We start from the raw sequence: 15,089 nt of genomic DNA, 5'->3' as shown, positions 1-15,089 counted from the left end.
GAGACACGCACATGGATTTCAATTTCACCGACGACCAGGAACAACTGCGCGACGCCGTTCGCAAGTGGGTCGACAAGGGCTATGACTTCGAGCGCCGCCGCGGCATCGAGGCCAAGGGCGGCTTCTCGCGCGAGGCCTGGGACGAACTGGCCGAGCTGGGCCTGGGCGGCCTGTACATCGCCGAAGACGACGGCGGCCTGGGGATGGGCCCGGTGGCCGGCATGGTCGTGATGGAAGAACTGGGCCGCGGCATCGTGCTGGAGCCCTTCGCGCAGACGCTGATTGCCGGCGCGGTGCTCGGCGGCTATGCCGACGCAGGCACCAAGGAAGGCTGGCTGCCGCGCATCGCCGGCGGCCAGGCCATCGTGGTGCTGGCCTACCAGGAACGCAAGGCCCGCTACCGCCTCGACGTGTGCGACGCGCACGCCGCCAAGACCGGCACCGGCTGGTCGCTGAACGCCGCCAAGAGCGTGGTGCCCGTGGGCGACGAAGCCGATGCCTACCTCGTGCCCGCCAAGGTCGACGGCAAGATCGCCCTCTTCCTGGTCGAGCGCAGCGCCAGCGGCGTCGAGGCCCGTGGCTACGGCACGCAGGACGGCGGTCGCGCGGCCGAAGTCGTGTTCGACAAGGCAGACGCCACGCTGATCACGCTCGACGGCCTCGCCGCCCTCGAATACGCGGTCGATGTCGGCATTGCCGCCACCTGCGCCGAAGCTGTCGGCGTGATGGACAAGACGGTCGCGCTCACCGTCGAATACATGAACCAGCGCAAGCAGTTCGGCGTGGTCATCTCCAGCTTCCAGGCGCTGCGCCATCGCGTCGCCGACATGAAGATGCAGCTCGAACTCGCACGCTCGATGAGCTACTACGCCACGCTCAAGCTCAACGCCCCGGCGGAAGAACGCCGCCAGGCGTTGGCGCGCGCCAAGTACCAGCTGGGCACGTCGATGCGCTACGTCGCCGCCAACTCGGTGCAGCTGCATGGCGGCATCGGGGTGACGGACGAATACATCGGCAGCCATTACTTCCGCAAGCTCACGCAGCTGGAGCTGACCTTCGGCGACACCCTGCACCACCTGGGCGAAGTGTCGGCCCGCATGCTAGACACGGCCGGCGTCTTCGCCTGACGGCCTTTTTCCCCTAGCATCCAACGCCCGCCCGCCTTGCGCCGGTGGGCGTTTTTACTTGGAATCCGGACCAGGAACGACACATGCCATCACGCCGTACTCTCCTTGCCCTCGCCCTCATCGGGACCGCATCGACCGCCATGCTGACCGCTTGCGCCACCGCCCCTTCGCCTTCGTTCACCGAACGCCCACCCATCGTGTTCATGCACGGCAACGGCGATTCGGCGGCGCTGTGGCAAACGACGATCTGGCGTTTCGAGTCGAACGGCTGGCCGCGCGAGCGGCTGTTTGCGGTCGACCAGCCCAACCCTCTTGCGCGCGACGACGATGCCGTGGCCCAACCCGGACGCAGTTCGACCGGCGAGTCGGCCGTGTTCCTCAAGGCCGAAGTCGACAAGGTGCTGAAGGCCACGGGCGCCAGCAAGGTCGTGCTGATCGGCAATTCGCGTGGCGGCAACACCATCCGCAACTACGTGCAGAACGGCGGCGGTGCGGCGGTGGTGAGCCATGTGGTGCTGGGCGGCAATCCGGCGCACGGCATCTGGTCGGTGAAGGGTTTCCGCGAGAACAACGAGTTCTCAGCCCTGTCGGGCTTCATGCAGCAGCTCAATGCGCCCAAGGGTGCGAACGGCGAAGAAGTCACGCCCGGCGTGAAATGGCTGACGCTGCGCTCGGACAACAACGACAAGTACGCCCAGCCCGACGGCGTGTGGATCGGCGCCCCCGGCAAGCCGACCAACATCGGCTTCGACGGCCCGGCGCTCAAGGGCGCGACCAACATCGTGCTGCCACGCGTCGACCACCGCGAGACCTCGTTCTCGCCCGCTGCGTTTGCGGCGACGTGGCAGTTCCTGACCGGCGAGGCGCCGCGCACCACGGCGGTGGTGGCCGATGCAAACGTCGTGCTCAACGGCCGTGCGGTTGGGGCGGAGAACCTTTCACTAAACGGCGGACAGGTGACGGTCTATGCCGTCGACCCGGCCACGGGCGTTCGGCGCGGCGACGCGGTGCACAGCAAGAACATCGGTGCGGACGGCCGCTGGGGGCCCTTCAGCGCGCGCGGCGACACCGCTTACGAGTTCGTCCTCAGTGCGCCGGGCTATGGCACCACGCACATCTACCGCAGCCCGTTCCCGCACAGCAGCAACTTCGTGCACCTGCGTCCCGAGCGCATCCTGCCGGCCGACGATGGCGCCAATGCCGTCGTTGTCTTCACCCGGCCCCGGGGCTACTTCGACGCACAGCGCGACACCATGCGCCTCGACGGCCAGAGCCCGCCAGCGGGCGTGCCGCCCAAGGGCGCGGGCGTGTCGACTTCGCGGCTGCGCATCGCGGCCAGCGGACCGCAGCGTGCAGTAACAGGCGAGTTCAACGGCGAACGCATCACCGGCCTGACCTGGCCCGCCGCCAAGGAGCACACCACGGTGCTCGAGCTGACCTACTGAGTCGCGCCGCCATGACCGACACCACCGCCCCCTTCGTGCTGGCCACGCGCGACGCGCGCGGCGTGGTCACGCTGACGCTGAACCGACCGGCCTCGTTCAACGCGCTCTCCGAAGGCATGCTCGGCGCACTCGAGCAGGCCATCGGCGAGATCGCGGCCGACGCCACCGTGCGCGCCGTCGTCATCGCAGCGGCGGGCAAGGCCTTCTGCGCGGGCCACGACCTGAAGGAAATGCGCGCCGAGCCCTCGCTGGGCTACTACCGGCAGCTCTTCGAGCGCTGCGGCGCGATGATGCTGTCGATCCAGCGCCTGCCCGTGCCGGTGATCGCACGCGCGCACGGCATCGCGACGGCCGCGGGTTGCCAGCTGGTCGCGGTCTGCGATCTGGCGGTGGCGTCGAGCGATGCACGCTTTGCGGTCAGTGGCGTGAACGTGGGGCTTTTCTGCGCCACGCCCAGCGTCACGCTGTCGCGCAACCTCGGGCGCAAGGAAGCCTTCGAGATGCTGGTGACGGGTGAATTCATCAGCGCGCAGGAGGCCCGCGAAAAGGGCCTGGTCAACCGGGTGGCGGCGCCAGCGGAACTCGATGCCGCGGTCGAATCGCTGGTGGCCAGCATCGTCGCCAAGCCGCGCCAGGCGCTTGCGCTCGGCAAGGCCCTGTTCTACCGCCAGCTCGAAACCGGCATCGAAGCCGCACTGGCCGACGCCAGCCAGACCATGGCCTGCAACATGATGGACGAGAGCGCGCTGGAAGGCGTTCAGGCCTTCATCGAGAAGCGCCCGCCGGACTGGAAACGCTGAAGAAGCTAGGTATCGTGCAGCCGCGAGCTTTGCGGCAGGTGCGCCATCAGGAACTCCATCTGGTCCGCCAGGATGCGGCGATTTCGCAGGATGAAGTCTTCCCAGAGGCTGGGCACATACGGCGCGTACAGCAGCGGCATGTTCGCCTGCTCCGGCGTGCGGCTGCTCTTGCGGTGGTTGCACGGCTTGCAGGCCGTGACCACGTTCATCCAGGTGTCGATGCCCTTCTGCGCGAACGGAATGATGTGCTCGCGCGTGAGCTCGTCTTCATGGAAATGCCCGCCGCAATAGGCGCAGACATTGCGGTCGCGCGAGAACAACTTGCTGTTGGTCAGGCCCGGACGCTGGGTGAAGGGATTGATGCGCGGCACGCCCTTGGTGCCGATGATGCTGTTGATCGCAATCTGCGACTGCTCGCCCGTGATCGCGTTGTGGCCCCCACGAAACACCGCGACCTGCGCGCCCACTTCCCAGCGCACTTCGTCCGCTGCATAGTGAATCACCGCCTGTTCGAGCGATATCCATGACTGGGGCAGCCCTTGGGCCGACAGCTTCAAGACCTTCACCAACGTCTCCTCAAAAAAGGGAAGAACCACGGAAAGACCAGGGACACGGAGTGCATTGGAGACCCACGCCAATCAGTGCACTGCGTCACAATATACCGGCTTTGTGACAAAACGGCCTGATTCGCCCATTTGGCGGGCGAAAGGCGCTATCAAAAAGATACTCACCGATGCAGGTTTTCCGCGGCTTCCGGCACCCGGGCGTAGCCCCCGCCTGCGCCCTCACGATTGGGAATTTCGACGGCGTGCACCGTGGCCACCAGGCCATGCTCGCGCTTTTGCAGACCGAGTCCCGCCAGCGCGGGCTGCCGAGCTGCGTGATGACGTTCGAGCCCCACCCCCGCGACTATTTCGCCGCCCTCACCAAGAAACCTGACCTGGCCCCGGCGCGCATCGGCACGCTGCGCGACAAGCTCAGCGAGCTGGCCGCCTGCGGCGTGGCCCAGACCATCGTGCTGCCCTTCGACGGCCGGCTGGCTTCGCAATCGCCCGAGGAATTCATCCAGAACGTACTGGTCGACGGCCTGGGCGCGCGCTATGTGCTCGTGGGCGACGACTTCCGCTTCGGCGCCAAGCGGGCCGGCGACTACGCCATGCTCGATGCGGCCGGCGACAAGCGCGGCTTCGACGTGGCGCGCATGAACAGCTACGAGGTTCATGGCCTGCGGGTTTCCAGTTCGGCAGTGCGCGAGGCGCTGGCCGAAGGCCGCATGGCCGACGCGCAGACGCTGCTCGGCCGGCCCTACACAATTTCGGGCCACGTGGTCCATGGCCGCAAGCTCGGCCGCGCGCTGGGCGCCTCGGCGCCGGGCAAGGACGACGGTTTTCGCACCCTCAACCTGCGCTTCAAGCACTGGAAACCGGCCGCCAACGGCATCTTCGCGGTGCTGGTCCACGGCCTGGCCGACCAGCCTTTGCCCGGCGTGGCGAACCTTGGCGTGCGCCCCTCGCTGGACGCCAACGACGTCAACGGCGGCCGTGTTTTGCTGGAAACGCACTGTCTGGAGTGGCCCTCCCATCTCGGGACCGAAGGGGCCTACGGTAAAATCGTCCGCGTGGAACTCCTGCACAAACTGCACGACGAATTGCGCTACACCAGCCTCGAGGCCCTCACAGCGGGCATCGCGAAGGATGGGCGCGACGCACGTGCGTTCTTTGCATCGACCCACGCCGAAACCCACCGCCAGACCACGCGCGACCGAATTTAGCCCTGCACGCCCCGTGCTGCCGCCCTTCGACAAGCTCAGGGCGAACGGCTTTTCTTCCGCACCGACCGCTCAATGCAGTTCGGGCTGAGCCTGTCGAAGCCCCTCTGTTTCGCACCCCAACATGTCTGACGCTGCCGCCACCCCCACCGACTACCGTTCCACGCTGAACCTGCCCGACACCCCCTTCCCGATGCGCGGCGACCTGCCCAAGCGCGAGCCGGGCTGGGTGAAGGAATGGAACGACGAAGGCCGCTACCACCGCCTGCGCGACGCCCGCCACGGCGCGCCCAAGTTCATCCTGCACGACGGGCCGCCGTACGCCAATGGCCAGATCCACATGGGTCACGCGGTGAACAAGATCCTGAAGGACATGATCACCAAGGCGCGCCAGCTCGAAGGCTTCGACGCGCTCTACGTGCCCGGCTGGGATTGCCACGGCCTGCCGATCGAGAACGCCATCGAAAAGCAGTTCGGCCGCAACCTGAGCCGCGACGAGATGCAGGCCAAGAGCCGCGCCTACGCCACCGAGCAGATCGCGCAGCAGCTGCTCGACTTCCAGCGCCTGGGCGTGCTGGGCGAATGGGACCACCCCTACAAGACGATGGACTTCGCCAACGAAGCCGGCGAACTGCGCGCGTTCAAGCGCGTGATCGAGCGCGGCTTTGTGTATCGCGGCCTGAAGCCCGTGTACTGGTGCTTCGACTGCGGCTCGTCGCTGGCCGAGTTCGAGATCGAATACGCCGACAAGAAGAGCCAGACCATCGACGTCGCCTTCAAGGCGAACGACCGCGAGAAGGTGCTCAAGGCCTTCGAGGCCGACCATCTGCTGCTCGGCGACGTCTTCGCCGTGATCTGGACCACCACCGCGTGGACCATCCCCGCCAACCAGGCGATCAACCTCAACCCCGAGCTCGAGTACTCGCTGGTCGACACCGAGCGCGGCCTGCTGATCGTGGCCAATTCGCTGGTCGAGATGTGCATGAACCGCTATGCGCTCGACGGCAAGGTGGTCGCCACGGTCAAGGGCGAAAAACTCGGTGGCCTGGAATTCCAGCATCCGCTGTACGACGTGGATGCCGGCTACCGCCGCGTGGCGCCGGTCTACCTGGCCGACTACGCCACTGCCACCGACGGCACGGGCCTGGTCCACTCCTCGCCCGCCTACGGCGTGGATGACTTCAACTCCTGCATCGCCCACGGCGTGGCCTACGACGACATCCTGAACCCGGTGCAGGGCAACGGCAGCTACGCACCCGATTTCCCGCTGTTCGGCGGCCAGAACATCTGGAAGGCCGTGCCGGTCATCATCGCCGCGCTGCGCGACGCCAACCGCCTGCTGACCACCGAGACCATCACCCACAGCTACCCGCACTGCTGGCGCCACAAGACGCCGGTGATCTACCGCGCGGCCGCGCAGTGGTTCGTGCGCATGGACGAGGGCGAAGGCGTGTTCACCAAGGACAAGGCGCCCAAGACGCTGCGCCAGACCGCGCTTGACGCCATCGAGCAGACCAGCTTCTTCCCCGAGAACGGCAAGGCGCGCCTGCACGACATGATCGCCGGCCGTCCCGACTGGTGCATCAGCCGCCAGCGCAGCTGGGGCGTGCCGATCCCGTTCTTCCTGCACAAGGATTCGGGCGAGCTGCATCCGCGCACCATGGAAATCCTCGACCAGGCCGCCGACGTCGTCGAGAAGGGCGGCATCGAGGCCTGGAGCCGCGTGACGGTCGAAGAGATCCTGGGTGCCGAAGACGCGCCGCACTACACGAAGAGCACCGACATCCTCGAGGTGTGGTTCGACTCGGGCTCGACCTTCTATCACGTGCTGCGCGGCACGCACCCCACCGTGCACCACGAGACCGGCCCCGAAGCCGACCTGTACCTCGAAGGCCATGACCAGCATCGCGGCTGGTTCCATTCGTCGCTGCTGATCGCCTGCATGCTGGAAGACCGCGCGCCGTACAAGAGCCTGCTCACGCACGGCTTCACGGTGGATGCCAAGGGCATCAAGATGAGCAAGTCGCTCAAGAACGGCATCGACCCGCAGGAAATCAGCAGCAAGCTGGGCGCGGAAATCATCCGCCTCTGGGTGGCGGCCAGCGACTACTCGGGCGACATCGCCGGCGACGACAAGATCCTCGCGCGCGTGGTCGATGCGTACCGCCGCATCCGCAACACGCTGCGCTTCCTGATGGCGAACACCAGCGACTTCGACATCGCGAAGGACGCGGTGCCGCTCGATCAGCTGTTCGAGATCGACCGTTACGCGATGGCGCGCGCGGCACAGTTCCAGGCCGAGATCCTCGCGCACTATCAGGTGTACGAGTTCCACCCGGTGGTGGCCAAGCTGCAGATCTACTGTTCGGAAGACCTGGGCGGTTTCTACCTCGACATCCTGAAGGACCGTCTCTACACGACGGCTCCAGGCTCGCTGGCGCGCCGCAGCGCGCAGACGGCGCTGTGGCACATCTCGCAGGCAATGCTGCGCTGGATGGCGCCGTTCCTGAGCTTCACGGCCGAAGAGGCGTGGAAGTTCGTGGGCACCGGCAAGCCGGGCGAGTCGATCTTCGCGCAGACCTACAGTCAGTTCGCTGCGCCCGACGAAGCCTTGCTGGCCAAGTGGAGCCGCATCCGCGAGATCCGCGACGCGGTGAACAAGAACATCGAAGCCGTGCGTGCCGAAGGCAAGGTCGGCTCGTCACTGCAGGCCAACCTGCAGGTGACGGCGCCAGCCGACGACTTCGCGCTGCTGGGCTCGCTGGGCGACGACCTGAAGTTCGTCTTCATCGCCTCCGCGATCGAGCTGGCTGCGGGTGAAACACTGTCGACGGTGGTGACGCCGAGCACCGCGCAGAAGTGCGATCGCTGCTGGCATTACCGCGACGACGTGGGCCACGACCCGGCGCATCCGACGATCTGCGGACGTTGCACGAGCAACCTGTTCGGCGCCGGCGAATCGCGGAGCTTTGCCTGATGGCTGCGGCACGCTCCATGTCGGCATCGTCGCGTTCGCGCGGCGGCAGCATCTGGCCCTGGCTGGGGCTGGCGCTGATCATCGTGATGATCGACCAGTTCACCAAGACGCTGATCCTGGGCTACTACAAGCTCGGTGACTGGACTTACGTCACGAGCTTCTTCAACGTCGTGCGGGCGCACAACACGGGGGCCGCCTTCTCATTCCTGGCGGATCACTCGGGGTGGCAGCGTTGGTTCTTCACGGCCATCGGCGTGGCGGCTGCGGTGTTCATCGTCTGGATGCTGAGGTCGCACGCGGGGCAGAAGCTGTTTTCCTTCTCCATGGCTTGCATTCTGGGCGGGGCCATTGGCAATGTGGTCGACCGGATGATGCATGGCTACGTGGTGGACTTTCTGAGCTTCCACCTGGGGAACTGGTACTTTCCGGCGTTCAATGCTGCGGACAGTGCCATCACGCTTGGGGCGATCTGTTTGATCGTTGACGAGATTCGTCGCGTGCGGCGCGGCAAGTAGCGTTCTTCTTTGGGGTGGCGCCCGGTACGCGCTACGGCGCGCTCAGCCCCACTGTGCCGGCCCTTCGGGCTTCCCTGCGGTGCTCGCATTTCGCGGGGTCTCGCAGAACTCGCCTTCGGCTCAAACAGCTGCGAGCCCTGATCCGCGAAATGCTGCGCTCCTCGGCGGCCCAGAGGGGCTGAGCGCGCCGTAGCGCGTACCGGGCGCTTGTCGTGACGTGAATGCCGCTGCCCTCACCCCTGCCCTCTCCCGGAAGGAGAGGGAGTAAGACGGGCACCTCCAGGCGGCCCTCCATCTCGCTCGAAGCCCAAAGGGTTTCTCCCCGCTTCCAAGCTCTGTCATAGCGGGGTCATACTGCGGCGGTTCAATGTAATCGATTACATGAACACCGCACGATGAGCATTCAAGCCGTTGCAGCCAAAGCCGGAGTCTCCGTGGCCACCGTGTCGCGGGCCTTCAATTTCCCCGACAAGGTGACCCCTGCCACGCGGGAGTTGGTCGAGCGCGTGGCACGCGAACTCCACTACGTGCCGAACGCCAGCGCCCGCACCTTGCGCACCCAGCGCAGCCGCGTGCTCGGTGTCGTGCTGCCCACGCTGCTGAACCCGACTTTTGCCGAATGCCTGCAAGGCATTGCGCGCGCCGCCATCGCGGGTGGCTACGCCATCATTCCCGTCACCACCGGTTATCAGCTCGACGAAGAAGAGCGCGCTGTCCATCTGCTGTTGGCCGGCAACGTCGATGGGCTCATCCTCGTCGTGTCGAACCCCTCGACCTCGACCGCCCTCCCCCGGTTGCGGGCAGCCGGTGTTCCCTACGTCCTGGCCTACAACCGGCACCCGGACCACCCCTGCGTCTCCGTCGACAGCGAAGGCGCCGTGGCTGATGCAGTCACGCGCCTCGTGTTGCTGGGGCACCGCCGCATCGCCATGGTCAGCGGCACACTCGCCGCGTCGGACCGCGCGCAACAGCGCTACCGCGGCTACCTGAAGGGCATGGCCGACGCCGGGCTCGACACACCGCCACTGATCGAAGTGCCCTTCGTCGAAACCGCCGTCGATGCGCTCTCGCAGCAGTTGCAAGCGACCCGCAACCGCCCCACCGCGCTGATCTGCTCGAACGACCTGCTCGCCATCCGCAGCATCCGCGCTGCGCATCTCAGCGGCCTCTCGGTGCCCGACGACCTGAGCGTGATCGGTTTCGACGGCATCGCGCTCGGCGAAGACCTCACACCCGCCCTCACCACCATTGCCCAGCCCAACAGCGACATCGGCCGCCACAGCGTCGAGCTGCTGATCCAGGCGATGGCCGCCGGCACCACGCTGCAGGCCGACGCGAGCCTGCTGCTTCCCCACGCCTTCCGCGACGGCGAGTCGTGCGCAGCCGCGCGCGAACACGAACCACACATCGCCCCTTCCTGACCGACTCTTCTCCCTCGTTCTCCGCCCCATCCATCCAAGGAGCTCTTCATGTCTTTCCGTTTCCATCGCATGGCCCGCCTCGGCGTGCTGGCCGCAGCGCTCGCTGCCGCAGCCGGCAGCGCCATGGCGCAGACCGCCATTTGCTACAACTGCCCGACCGAATGGGCCGATTGGGGCACGCAGTTGAAGGCCATCAAGGCCAAGACCGGCATCACCGTGCCGCCCGACAACAAGAACTCGGGCCAGTCTCTCGCGCAGATGGCGGCCGAGAAGGCCAGCCCCGTGGCCGACGTCACCTACCTGGGCGTGACCTTCGCGGTGCAGGCCGCCAAGGACGGCCTGGTCGAGCCCTACAAGCCGGCCGCATGGAAAGACATTCCCGACGGCCTGAAGGACCCGGCCGGCAACTGGTTCACCATTCACTCGGGCACGCTCGGCTTCATGGTCAACGTCGATGCGCTCAAGGGCAAGCCGATTCCGAAGTCGTGGGCCGACCTGCTCAAGCCCGAATACAAGGGCCTGATCGGGTACCTCGACCCCGCCTCGGCCTTCGTCGGCTATGTCGGCGCCGTGGCCGTGAACCAGGCGCGCGGCGGCACGCTCGACAACTTCAAGCCGGCCATCGACTACTTCAAGGCCCTGCAGAAGAACGAGCCCATCGTGCCGAAGCAGACCTCGTATGCGCGCGTGCTCTCGGGCGAAATCGCGATCCTGCTGGACTACGACTTCAACGCCTACCGCGCCAAGTACAAGGACAAGGCCAACGTCGCCTTCGTCATCCCGAGTGAAGGCACGCTGGCCGTTCCTTACGTGATGAGCCTGGTCGCCAAGGCCCCGCATGCGGCCGACGCGAAGAAGGTGCTCGACTTCACGCTGTCCGACGAGGGCCAGGCCATCTGGGCCAAGGCATATCTGCGCCCGGTGCGCGCCAGCGCAATGCCCAAGGAGATCGAGGCGCAGTTCCTACCCGCGAGTGAATACGCGCGTGCCAAGAGCGTGGACTACGGCCGCATGGCCGCCGCGCAGCGCGCCTTCTCCGACGAGTATCTGAAGGAAGTACGCTGAGTCGGCGTCCTGGATGAAGCCTTGTTCTTCTATCCGTCGCGTTGTGCGTGGGTGGGTTTGTTCAGGGCTTTTTCGGGCCGTTGTTCAGGGCGACGCTCACGCCGACACGGTGCTCTTTTTCGCGAATGTCCCCCGCTTCGCTCCTCCTTTATTTAGCGAAAAAGAGCCCCGTATCGACGCGAGCGTTGGACCGAGCGGTGGTTGATCGGCTGCACACCAGCAGCGCGTCCTGTGCGAATGACACCAGGTGCTCCCCGCAGCGAAATAAAGGAGGAGCGAAGCGGGGGACATTCGCGGAGGGGAGCACTTGGTGTCATTCGCACTCGCCCTGAAGAACAGCAACGCCCCGAACAACAGCGCCAAGAACACAAGCACCCCGCAATAGAAAGCAAGATGGAAGCACTGAGATGAAGTCCACCAACGCCTGGAACCCACGCTGGCGCCTGCTGGCTTGCATCGCGCCGGCGGCCGCATTTTTCACAGCTTTCTGGCTGCTGCCCGTGGTGCGCCTGCTCACGCTGCCGGCCGACAAAGGCTGGGCCACCTACTTCGCGGTGCTGACCGACGCGCGCTACCTGCAAAGCATGGCCAACACGGTCGTGCTCTCGATCACCGTCACACTGGCCACGCTGGTGCTGGGCGCGGCGGTGGGCATCTACCTCGCGCGGCATGCCTTCGTGGGCAAGCGCATGCTGTTGTCGCTGCTCACGCTGCCGCTGTCCTTTCCGGGCGTGATCATCGGTTTCTTCGTGATCCTGCTGGGCGGGCGGCAAGGCGTGGTGGCCGACCTCAGCGACAGCCTGTTCGGCGAACGCATCACCTTCGCCTACGGCCTGCTCGGGCTGTTCCTGGCTTACCTGTATTTCTCGCTGCCGCGCGCCATCGCCACCTACACGGCGGCGGCCGAGTCGATGAACACGCAGCTCGAAGAGGCGGCCCGTTCACTCGGCGCCTCGCGGCTGCGCGTAGCGCGCGACGTGTGGATGCCGGAGCTTGCACCCACCACGCTGGCCTGCGGCGCCATCCTGTTCGCGACCTCCATGGGCGCATTCGGCACCGCCTTCACGCTGGCCAGCAAGTTCGAGGTCATTCCCATCACCATCTACAACGAGTTCACCAACTACGCCAACTTCGCACTCGCCGCGTCGCTGTCGATTTCGCTGGGCATCGTGACATGGCTGGTGCTGTTCGTCGCGCGCCGCTTCGGCGCCAACCCCGTGGCACGTTGAGGCACAAGCGATGCGCAAGAACACCCAAGCCAAAGCGCCCTTCCTGCTCGCCGTCACGGTGATCGTGAGCCTCTTCATGATCGCCCCGATGCTGTTGTCGGTCATGGCGGGCCTGGTCAACAACTACAGCGCGGGCCTCAAGAGCGGCCTCACACTGCGCTGGCTCGGCGAGGTGTGGGAGAACTACGGCGGCACCGTCGGCTGGTCGATCGCATTGGCCATCGCCTGCGTCGTCGGCACCGTGCTGATCGGCGTGCCCTGCGCCTATGCGCTGGCGCGCAGCCGCTCGCGCGCCGCGCGCATTTTTGAAGAACTGCTGACGCTGCCTGTCGCGGTGCCGGGGCTGGCAACCGCGCTGGCGCTGATCCTGGCCTACGGCCAGCTCACCGCTTTCCGCCAGAGCTTCGCCTTCATCCTCGTGGGCCACATGATCTTCACGCTGCCCTTCATGGTGCGCACCGTCAGCTCGGCCTTCGAGCGCGACGACCTGCTCGCGCTCGAAGAGGCCGCGCGCTCGCTGGGCGCGAACTTCCGCCAGCGCTTCCTGGGCATCCTCGTGCCGGCCGTGTTCCCCGCCATCGTGGCGGGCAGCCTGATGGTGTTCACGCTCTCGGTGGGCGAGTTCAACCTCACCTGGATGCTGCACACGCCGCTCACGCGCACCTTGCCCGTAGGCCTGGCCGACAGCTATGCCTCGATGCGTATCGAGATCGGATCGGCGTACACGTTGGTCTTTTTCGCCGTCATTCTTCCGGTGCTGTGGGGCCTGCAGTACCTTGCCAACCTGATGCAGAAACGCCATGGAACTTGAACGCATTCCCGTCGACATCTCGAACTGCGCGAAAACGTATGCCGACGGCACGCGCGGCCTGCAGCCCACCGACCTGCACGTCGAGGCCGGCGAAGTGCTCGCGCTGCTCGGCCCCTCGGGCTGCGGCAAGACCACGCTGCTGCGGCTGATCGCGGGGCTGGAGGCGCCCGACGCCGGCAGCCGTATCGTGTTCGGCGACCAGGACGTGACGCACCGCCCGGTCGAGCATCGCGGCGTGGGCATGGTGTTCCAGAGCTACGCGCTCTTTCCTCAGATGACGGTGGCCGCCAACATCGGCTATGGCTTGCGCATCCGCGGCATCGCGCCCGATGAAGAAAAACGCCGGGTCGGCGAACTGGTCGATCTTGTGCGGCTCGGTGGTCTGGAGAACAAGCGCCCCGCCGAGCTTTCCGGCGGGCAGCGCCAGCGCGTGGCCCTGGCGCGCGCCGTGGCCGTGCGTCCGCGCGTGCTGCTGCTCGACGAGCCGCTGGCCGCGCTCGACGCCAAGCTCAAGGAATCGCTGCGCGACGAACTGGCCGAATTGCTGCGCAGCCTGCACATCACGGCCATCCATGTGACGCACGACCAGCAGGAGGCCCTGGCCATTGCCGACCGGCTCGCGGTGATGCGCGCCGGCCGCATCGTGCAGGTGGGCCGCGGCGAAGACCTGTACCGCGCGCCTTCGCATCCTTTCGTGGCCGAGTTCCTGGGCCGGGTCAACAAGCTCGAACGCCCGGCCGAAGCCATCGCGCAAGGCGTTGTCCGACTCGGGGGTTGCACCGTGCCCTGCCCGAGCGCGTGGCAAGACCATGCGATGCTGTTGGTGCGACCCGAAGACATCGAAGTTGGCGCGCCCCAGCCCGACTGGGGCAGCGCCACCGTCGAACGCCGCACCTTCCTTGGCGACCGCGTGCAGCTGCATCTGCGCACGCAAGACCAGCCCGTGCTGATGGCCGATGTGGGACGCGACAGCCCCTTCGGTCCGGGCGACGCGGTCGGTCTTCGCATCCACCCGGATCGCCTGATGACGTCGCAGGAAACCAGCGCATGACGACAACGCCAAACAACAACACCTTCCTGGTCCAACTGACCGACCTGCACATCCGCGAGCCGGGCCGGCTGGCCTACGGCCGCATCGACACAGCGCCGTATCTGGCACGCGCGGTGCAGTCGGTGCTGGCCCTGCGGCAACCGCCCGACGCCGTGGTGATCACCGGCGACCTGACCGATTTCGGCCGCGCCGCCGAGTACGAGCACCTGGCCCGCCTGCTGGCGCCGCTGACCATGCCGGTCTACCTGATGCCCGGCAACCACGACGACCGCGACCAGTTGCGCCACAGCTTCCCCGACCACGCCTACCTTGGCACCGGTGCCGACACGGATGGCTTCATCCAGTACTCGGTGCGCGTGGGCGCGCTGCGCCTGCTGACGCTCGACACCTGTGTGCCGGGCGCCAGCCATGGTTCGCTGTGCAACACGCGCCTGGCCTGGCTCGAAGCCCAGCTCGACGCGTGCCGCGATGAACCTGTTGTCGTCGCCATGCACCACCCGCCTTTTGAAACGCTGATCGGCCACATGGACGAGATCGGGCTGCTGCAGGGCGCCGACGCGCTCGAAGCGCTGATTGCCCGCCATCCGAACGTCGAACGCGTGATCTGCGGCCACCTGCATCGCGCCATCGACGTGCGCTTCGGCGGCACCATCGCCTCGACCTCGCCGGCGCAGGCGCACCAGGTCTGCCTCGACCTGGCAGCCGATGCGCCCTCTGCCTGGACGCTCGAACCACCCGCTTTTCGGGTGCACGCATGGTCGGCGCACAGCGGCCGGCTGGTCACCCATCTGGCGGCTTCCGGTACCTTCGAAGGCCCTTATCCTTTCCACGACAACGGAGCCCTGATCGACTGAAGCGCCCACTTGTGGAAAATGGGGTC

General features: G+C 66.4%; 13 protein-coding genes. 12 read left to right on the top strand and 1 reads right to left on the bottom strand.

Going from position 1 to position 15,089, the window contains the following annotated elements; all coding sequences use genetic code 11:
- Positions 1 to 11 precede the first annotated feature (11 nt).
- The 3 genes from H7F35_RS19110 to H7F35_RS19100 all read left to right on the top strand — a co-directional run bounded on the left by H7F35_RS19110 (position 12) and on the right by H7F35_RS19100 (position 3,372).
- Positions 12 to 1,127 (top strand): acyl-CoA dehydrogenase family protein, encoded by a 1,116-nt coding sequence (locus tag H7F35_RS19110; protein ID WP_187108177.1) that lies wholly within the window; start codon positions 12 to 14, stop codon positions 1,125 to 1,127.
- Between the two features lie 83 nt (positions 1,128 to 1,210).
- The gene (locus tag H7F35_RS19105) at positions 1,211 to 2,572 is read left to right on the top strand and encodes an alpha/beta fold hydrolase (protein ID WP_187108176.1); all 1,362 of its coding nucleotides are present in this window, start codon (positions 1,211 to 1,213) and stop codon (positions 2,570 to 2,572) included.
- Positions 2,573 to 2,583: 11 nt separating this feature from the next.
- Complete coding sequence (locus tag H7F35_RS19100; RefSeq protein ID WP_187108175.1) at positions 2,584 to 3,372, top strand: enoyl-CoA hydratase; 789 nt, start codon at positions 2,584 to 2,586, stop codon at positions 3,370 to 3,372.
- 5 nt (positions 3,373 to 3,377) lie between these two features.
- Here H7F35_RS19100 and H7F35_RS19095 read toward each other — a convergent pair whose 3' ends face one another.
- On the bottom strand, positions 3,378 to 3,938 hold the full coding sequence (locus H7F35_RS19095) for an HNH endonuclease (protein WP_093245882.1): 561 nt from the start codon (positions 3,936 to 3,938) through the stop codon (positions 3,378 to 3,380).
- 167 nt (positions 3,939 to 4,105) lie between these two features.
- Between H7F35_RS19095 and H7F35_RS19090 the strand changes: the two genes are divergently transcribed.
- The 9 genes from H7F35_RS19090 (at position 4,106) to H7F35_RS19050 (ending at position 15,063) form a co-directional block, all read left to right on the top strand.
- Positions 4,106 to 5,143 (top strand): bifunctional riboflavin kinase/FAD synthetase, encoded by a 1,038-nt coding sequence (locus tag H7F35_RS19090; RefSeq protein WP_187108174.1) that lies wholly within the window; start codon positions 4,106 to 4,108, stop codon positions 5,141 to 5,143.
- 121 nt (positions 5,144 to 5,264) lie between these two features.
- Complete coding sequence (ileS, locus tag H7F35_RS19085) at positions 5,265 to 8,117, top strand: isoleucine--tRNA ligase (protein ID WP_187108173.1); 2,853 nt, start codon at positions 5,265 to 5,267, stop codon at positions 8,115 to 8,117.
- Positions 8,117 to 8,632, top strand: a complete 516-nt coding sequence (gene lspA / locus H7F35_RS19080) for a signal peptidase II (RefSeq protein WP_187108172.1) — start codon at positions 8,117 to 8,119, stop codon at positions 8,630 to 8,632. The genes ileS and lspA overlap by 1 nt, the downstream gene beginning before the upstream one ends.
- Before the next feature lie 395 nt (positions 8,633 to 9,027).
- Positions 9,028 to 10,053 (top strand): LacI family DNA-binding transcriptional regulator, encoded by a 1,026-nt coding sequence (locus tag H7F35_RS19075; RefSeq protein ID WP_187108171.1) that lies wholly within the window; start codon positions 9,028 to 9,030, stop codon positions 10,051 to 10,053.
- Positions 10,054 to 10,122: 69 nt separating this feature from the next.
- Complete coding sequence (locus H7F35_RS19070) at positions 10,123 to 11,118, top strand: ABC transporter substrate-binding protein (RefSeq protein WP_410010795.1); 996 nt, start codon at positions 10,123 to 10,125, stop codon at positions 11,116 to 11,118.
- A gap of 407 nt (positions 11,119 to 11,525) precedes the next feature.
- Positions 11,526 to 12,347, top strand: coding sequence for an ABC transporter permease (locus H7F35_RS19065; protein ID WP_187108169.1), 822 nt, complete (start codon positions 11,526 to 11,528; stop codon positions 12,345 to 12,347).
- A 10-nt stretch (positions 12,348 to 12,357) separates the two neighbouring features.
- The gene (locus tag H7F35_RS19060; protein ID WP_187108168.1) at positions 12,358 to 13,158 is read left to right on the top strand and encodes an ABC transporter permease; all 801 of its coding nucleotides are present in this window, start codon (positions 12,358 to 12,360) and stop codon (positions 13,156 to 13,158) included.
- Positions 13,148 to 14,209, top strand: a complete 1,062-nt coding sequence (locus tag H7F35_RS19055) for an ABC transporter ATP-binding protein (protein WP_187108167.1) — start codon at positions 13,148 to 13,150, stop codon at positions 14,207 to 14,209. Before H7F35_RS19060 ends, H7F35_RS19055 begins: the two co-directional genes overlap by 11 nt.
- A complete protein-coding gene (locus H7F35_RS19050; protein ID WP_187108166.1) occupies positions 14,206 to 15,063 on the top strand; it encodes a phosphodiesterase in 858 nt (285 codons plus the stop codon). Before H7F35_RS19055 ends, H7F35_RS19050 begins: the two co-directional genes overlap by 4 nt.
- Positions 15,064 to 15,089: the final 26 nt, after the last annotated feature.

Origin of the sequence: Variovorax sp. PAMC26660, assembly GCF_014302995.1 — a bacterium.
Classification (GTDB): Bacteria; Pseudomonadota; Gammaproteobacteria; order Burkholderiales; family Burkholderiaceae_C; genus Variovorax.
Note: the sequence above shows the minus strand (reverse complement) of the source record. Positions and strands in the feature narration are given on the sequence as shown.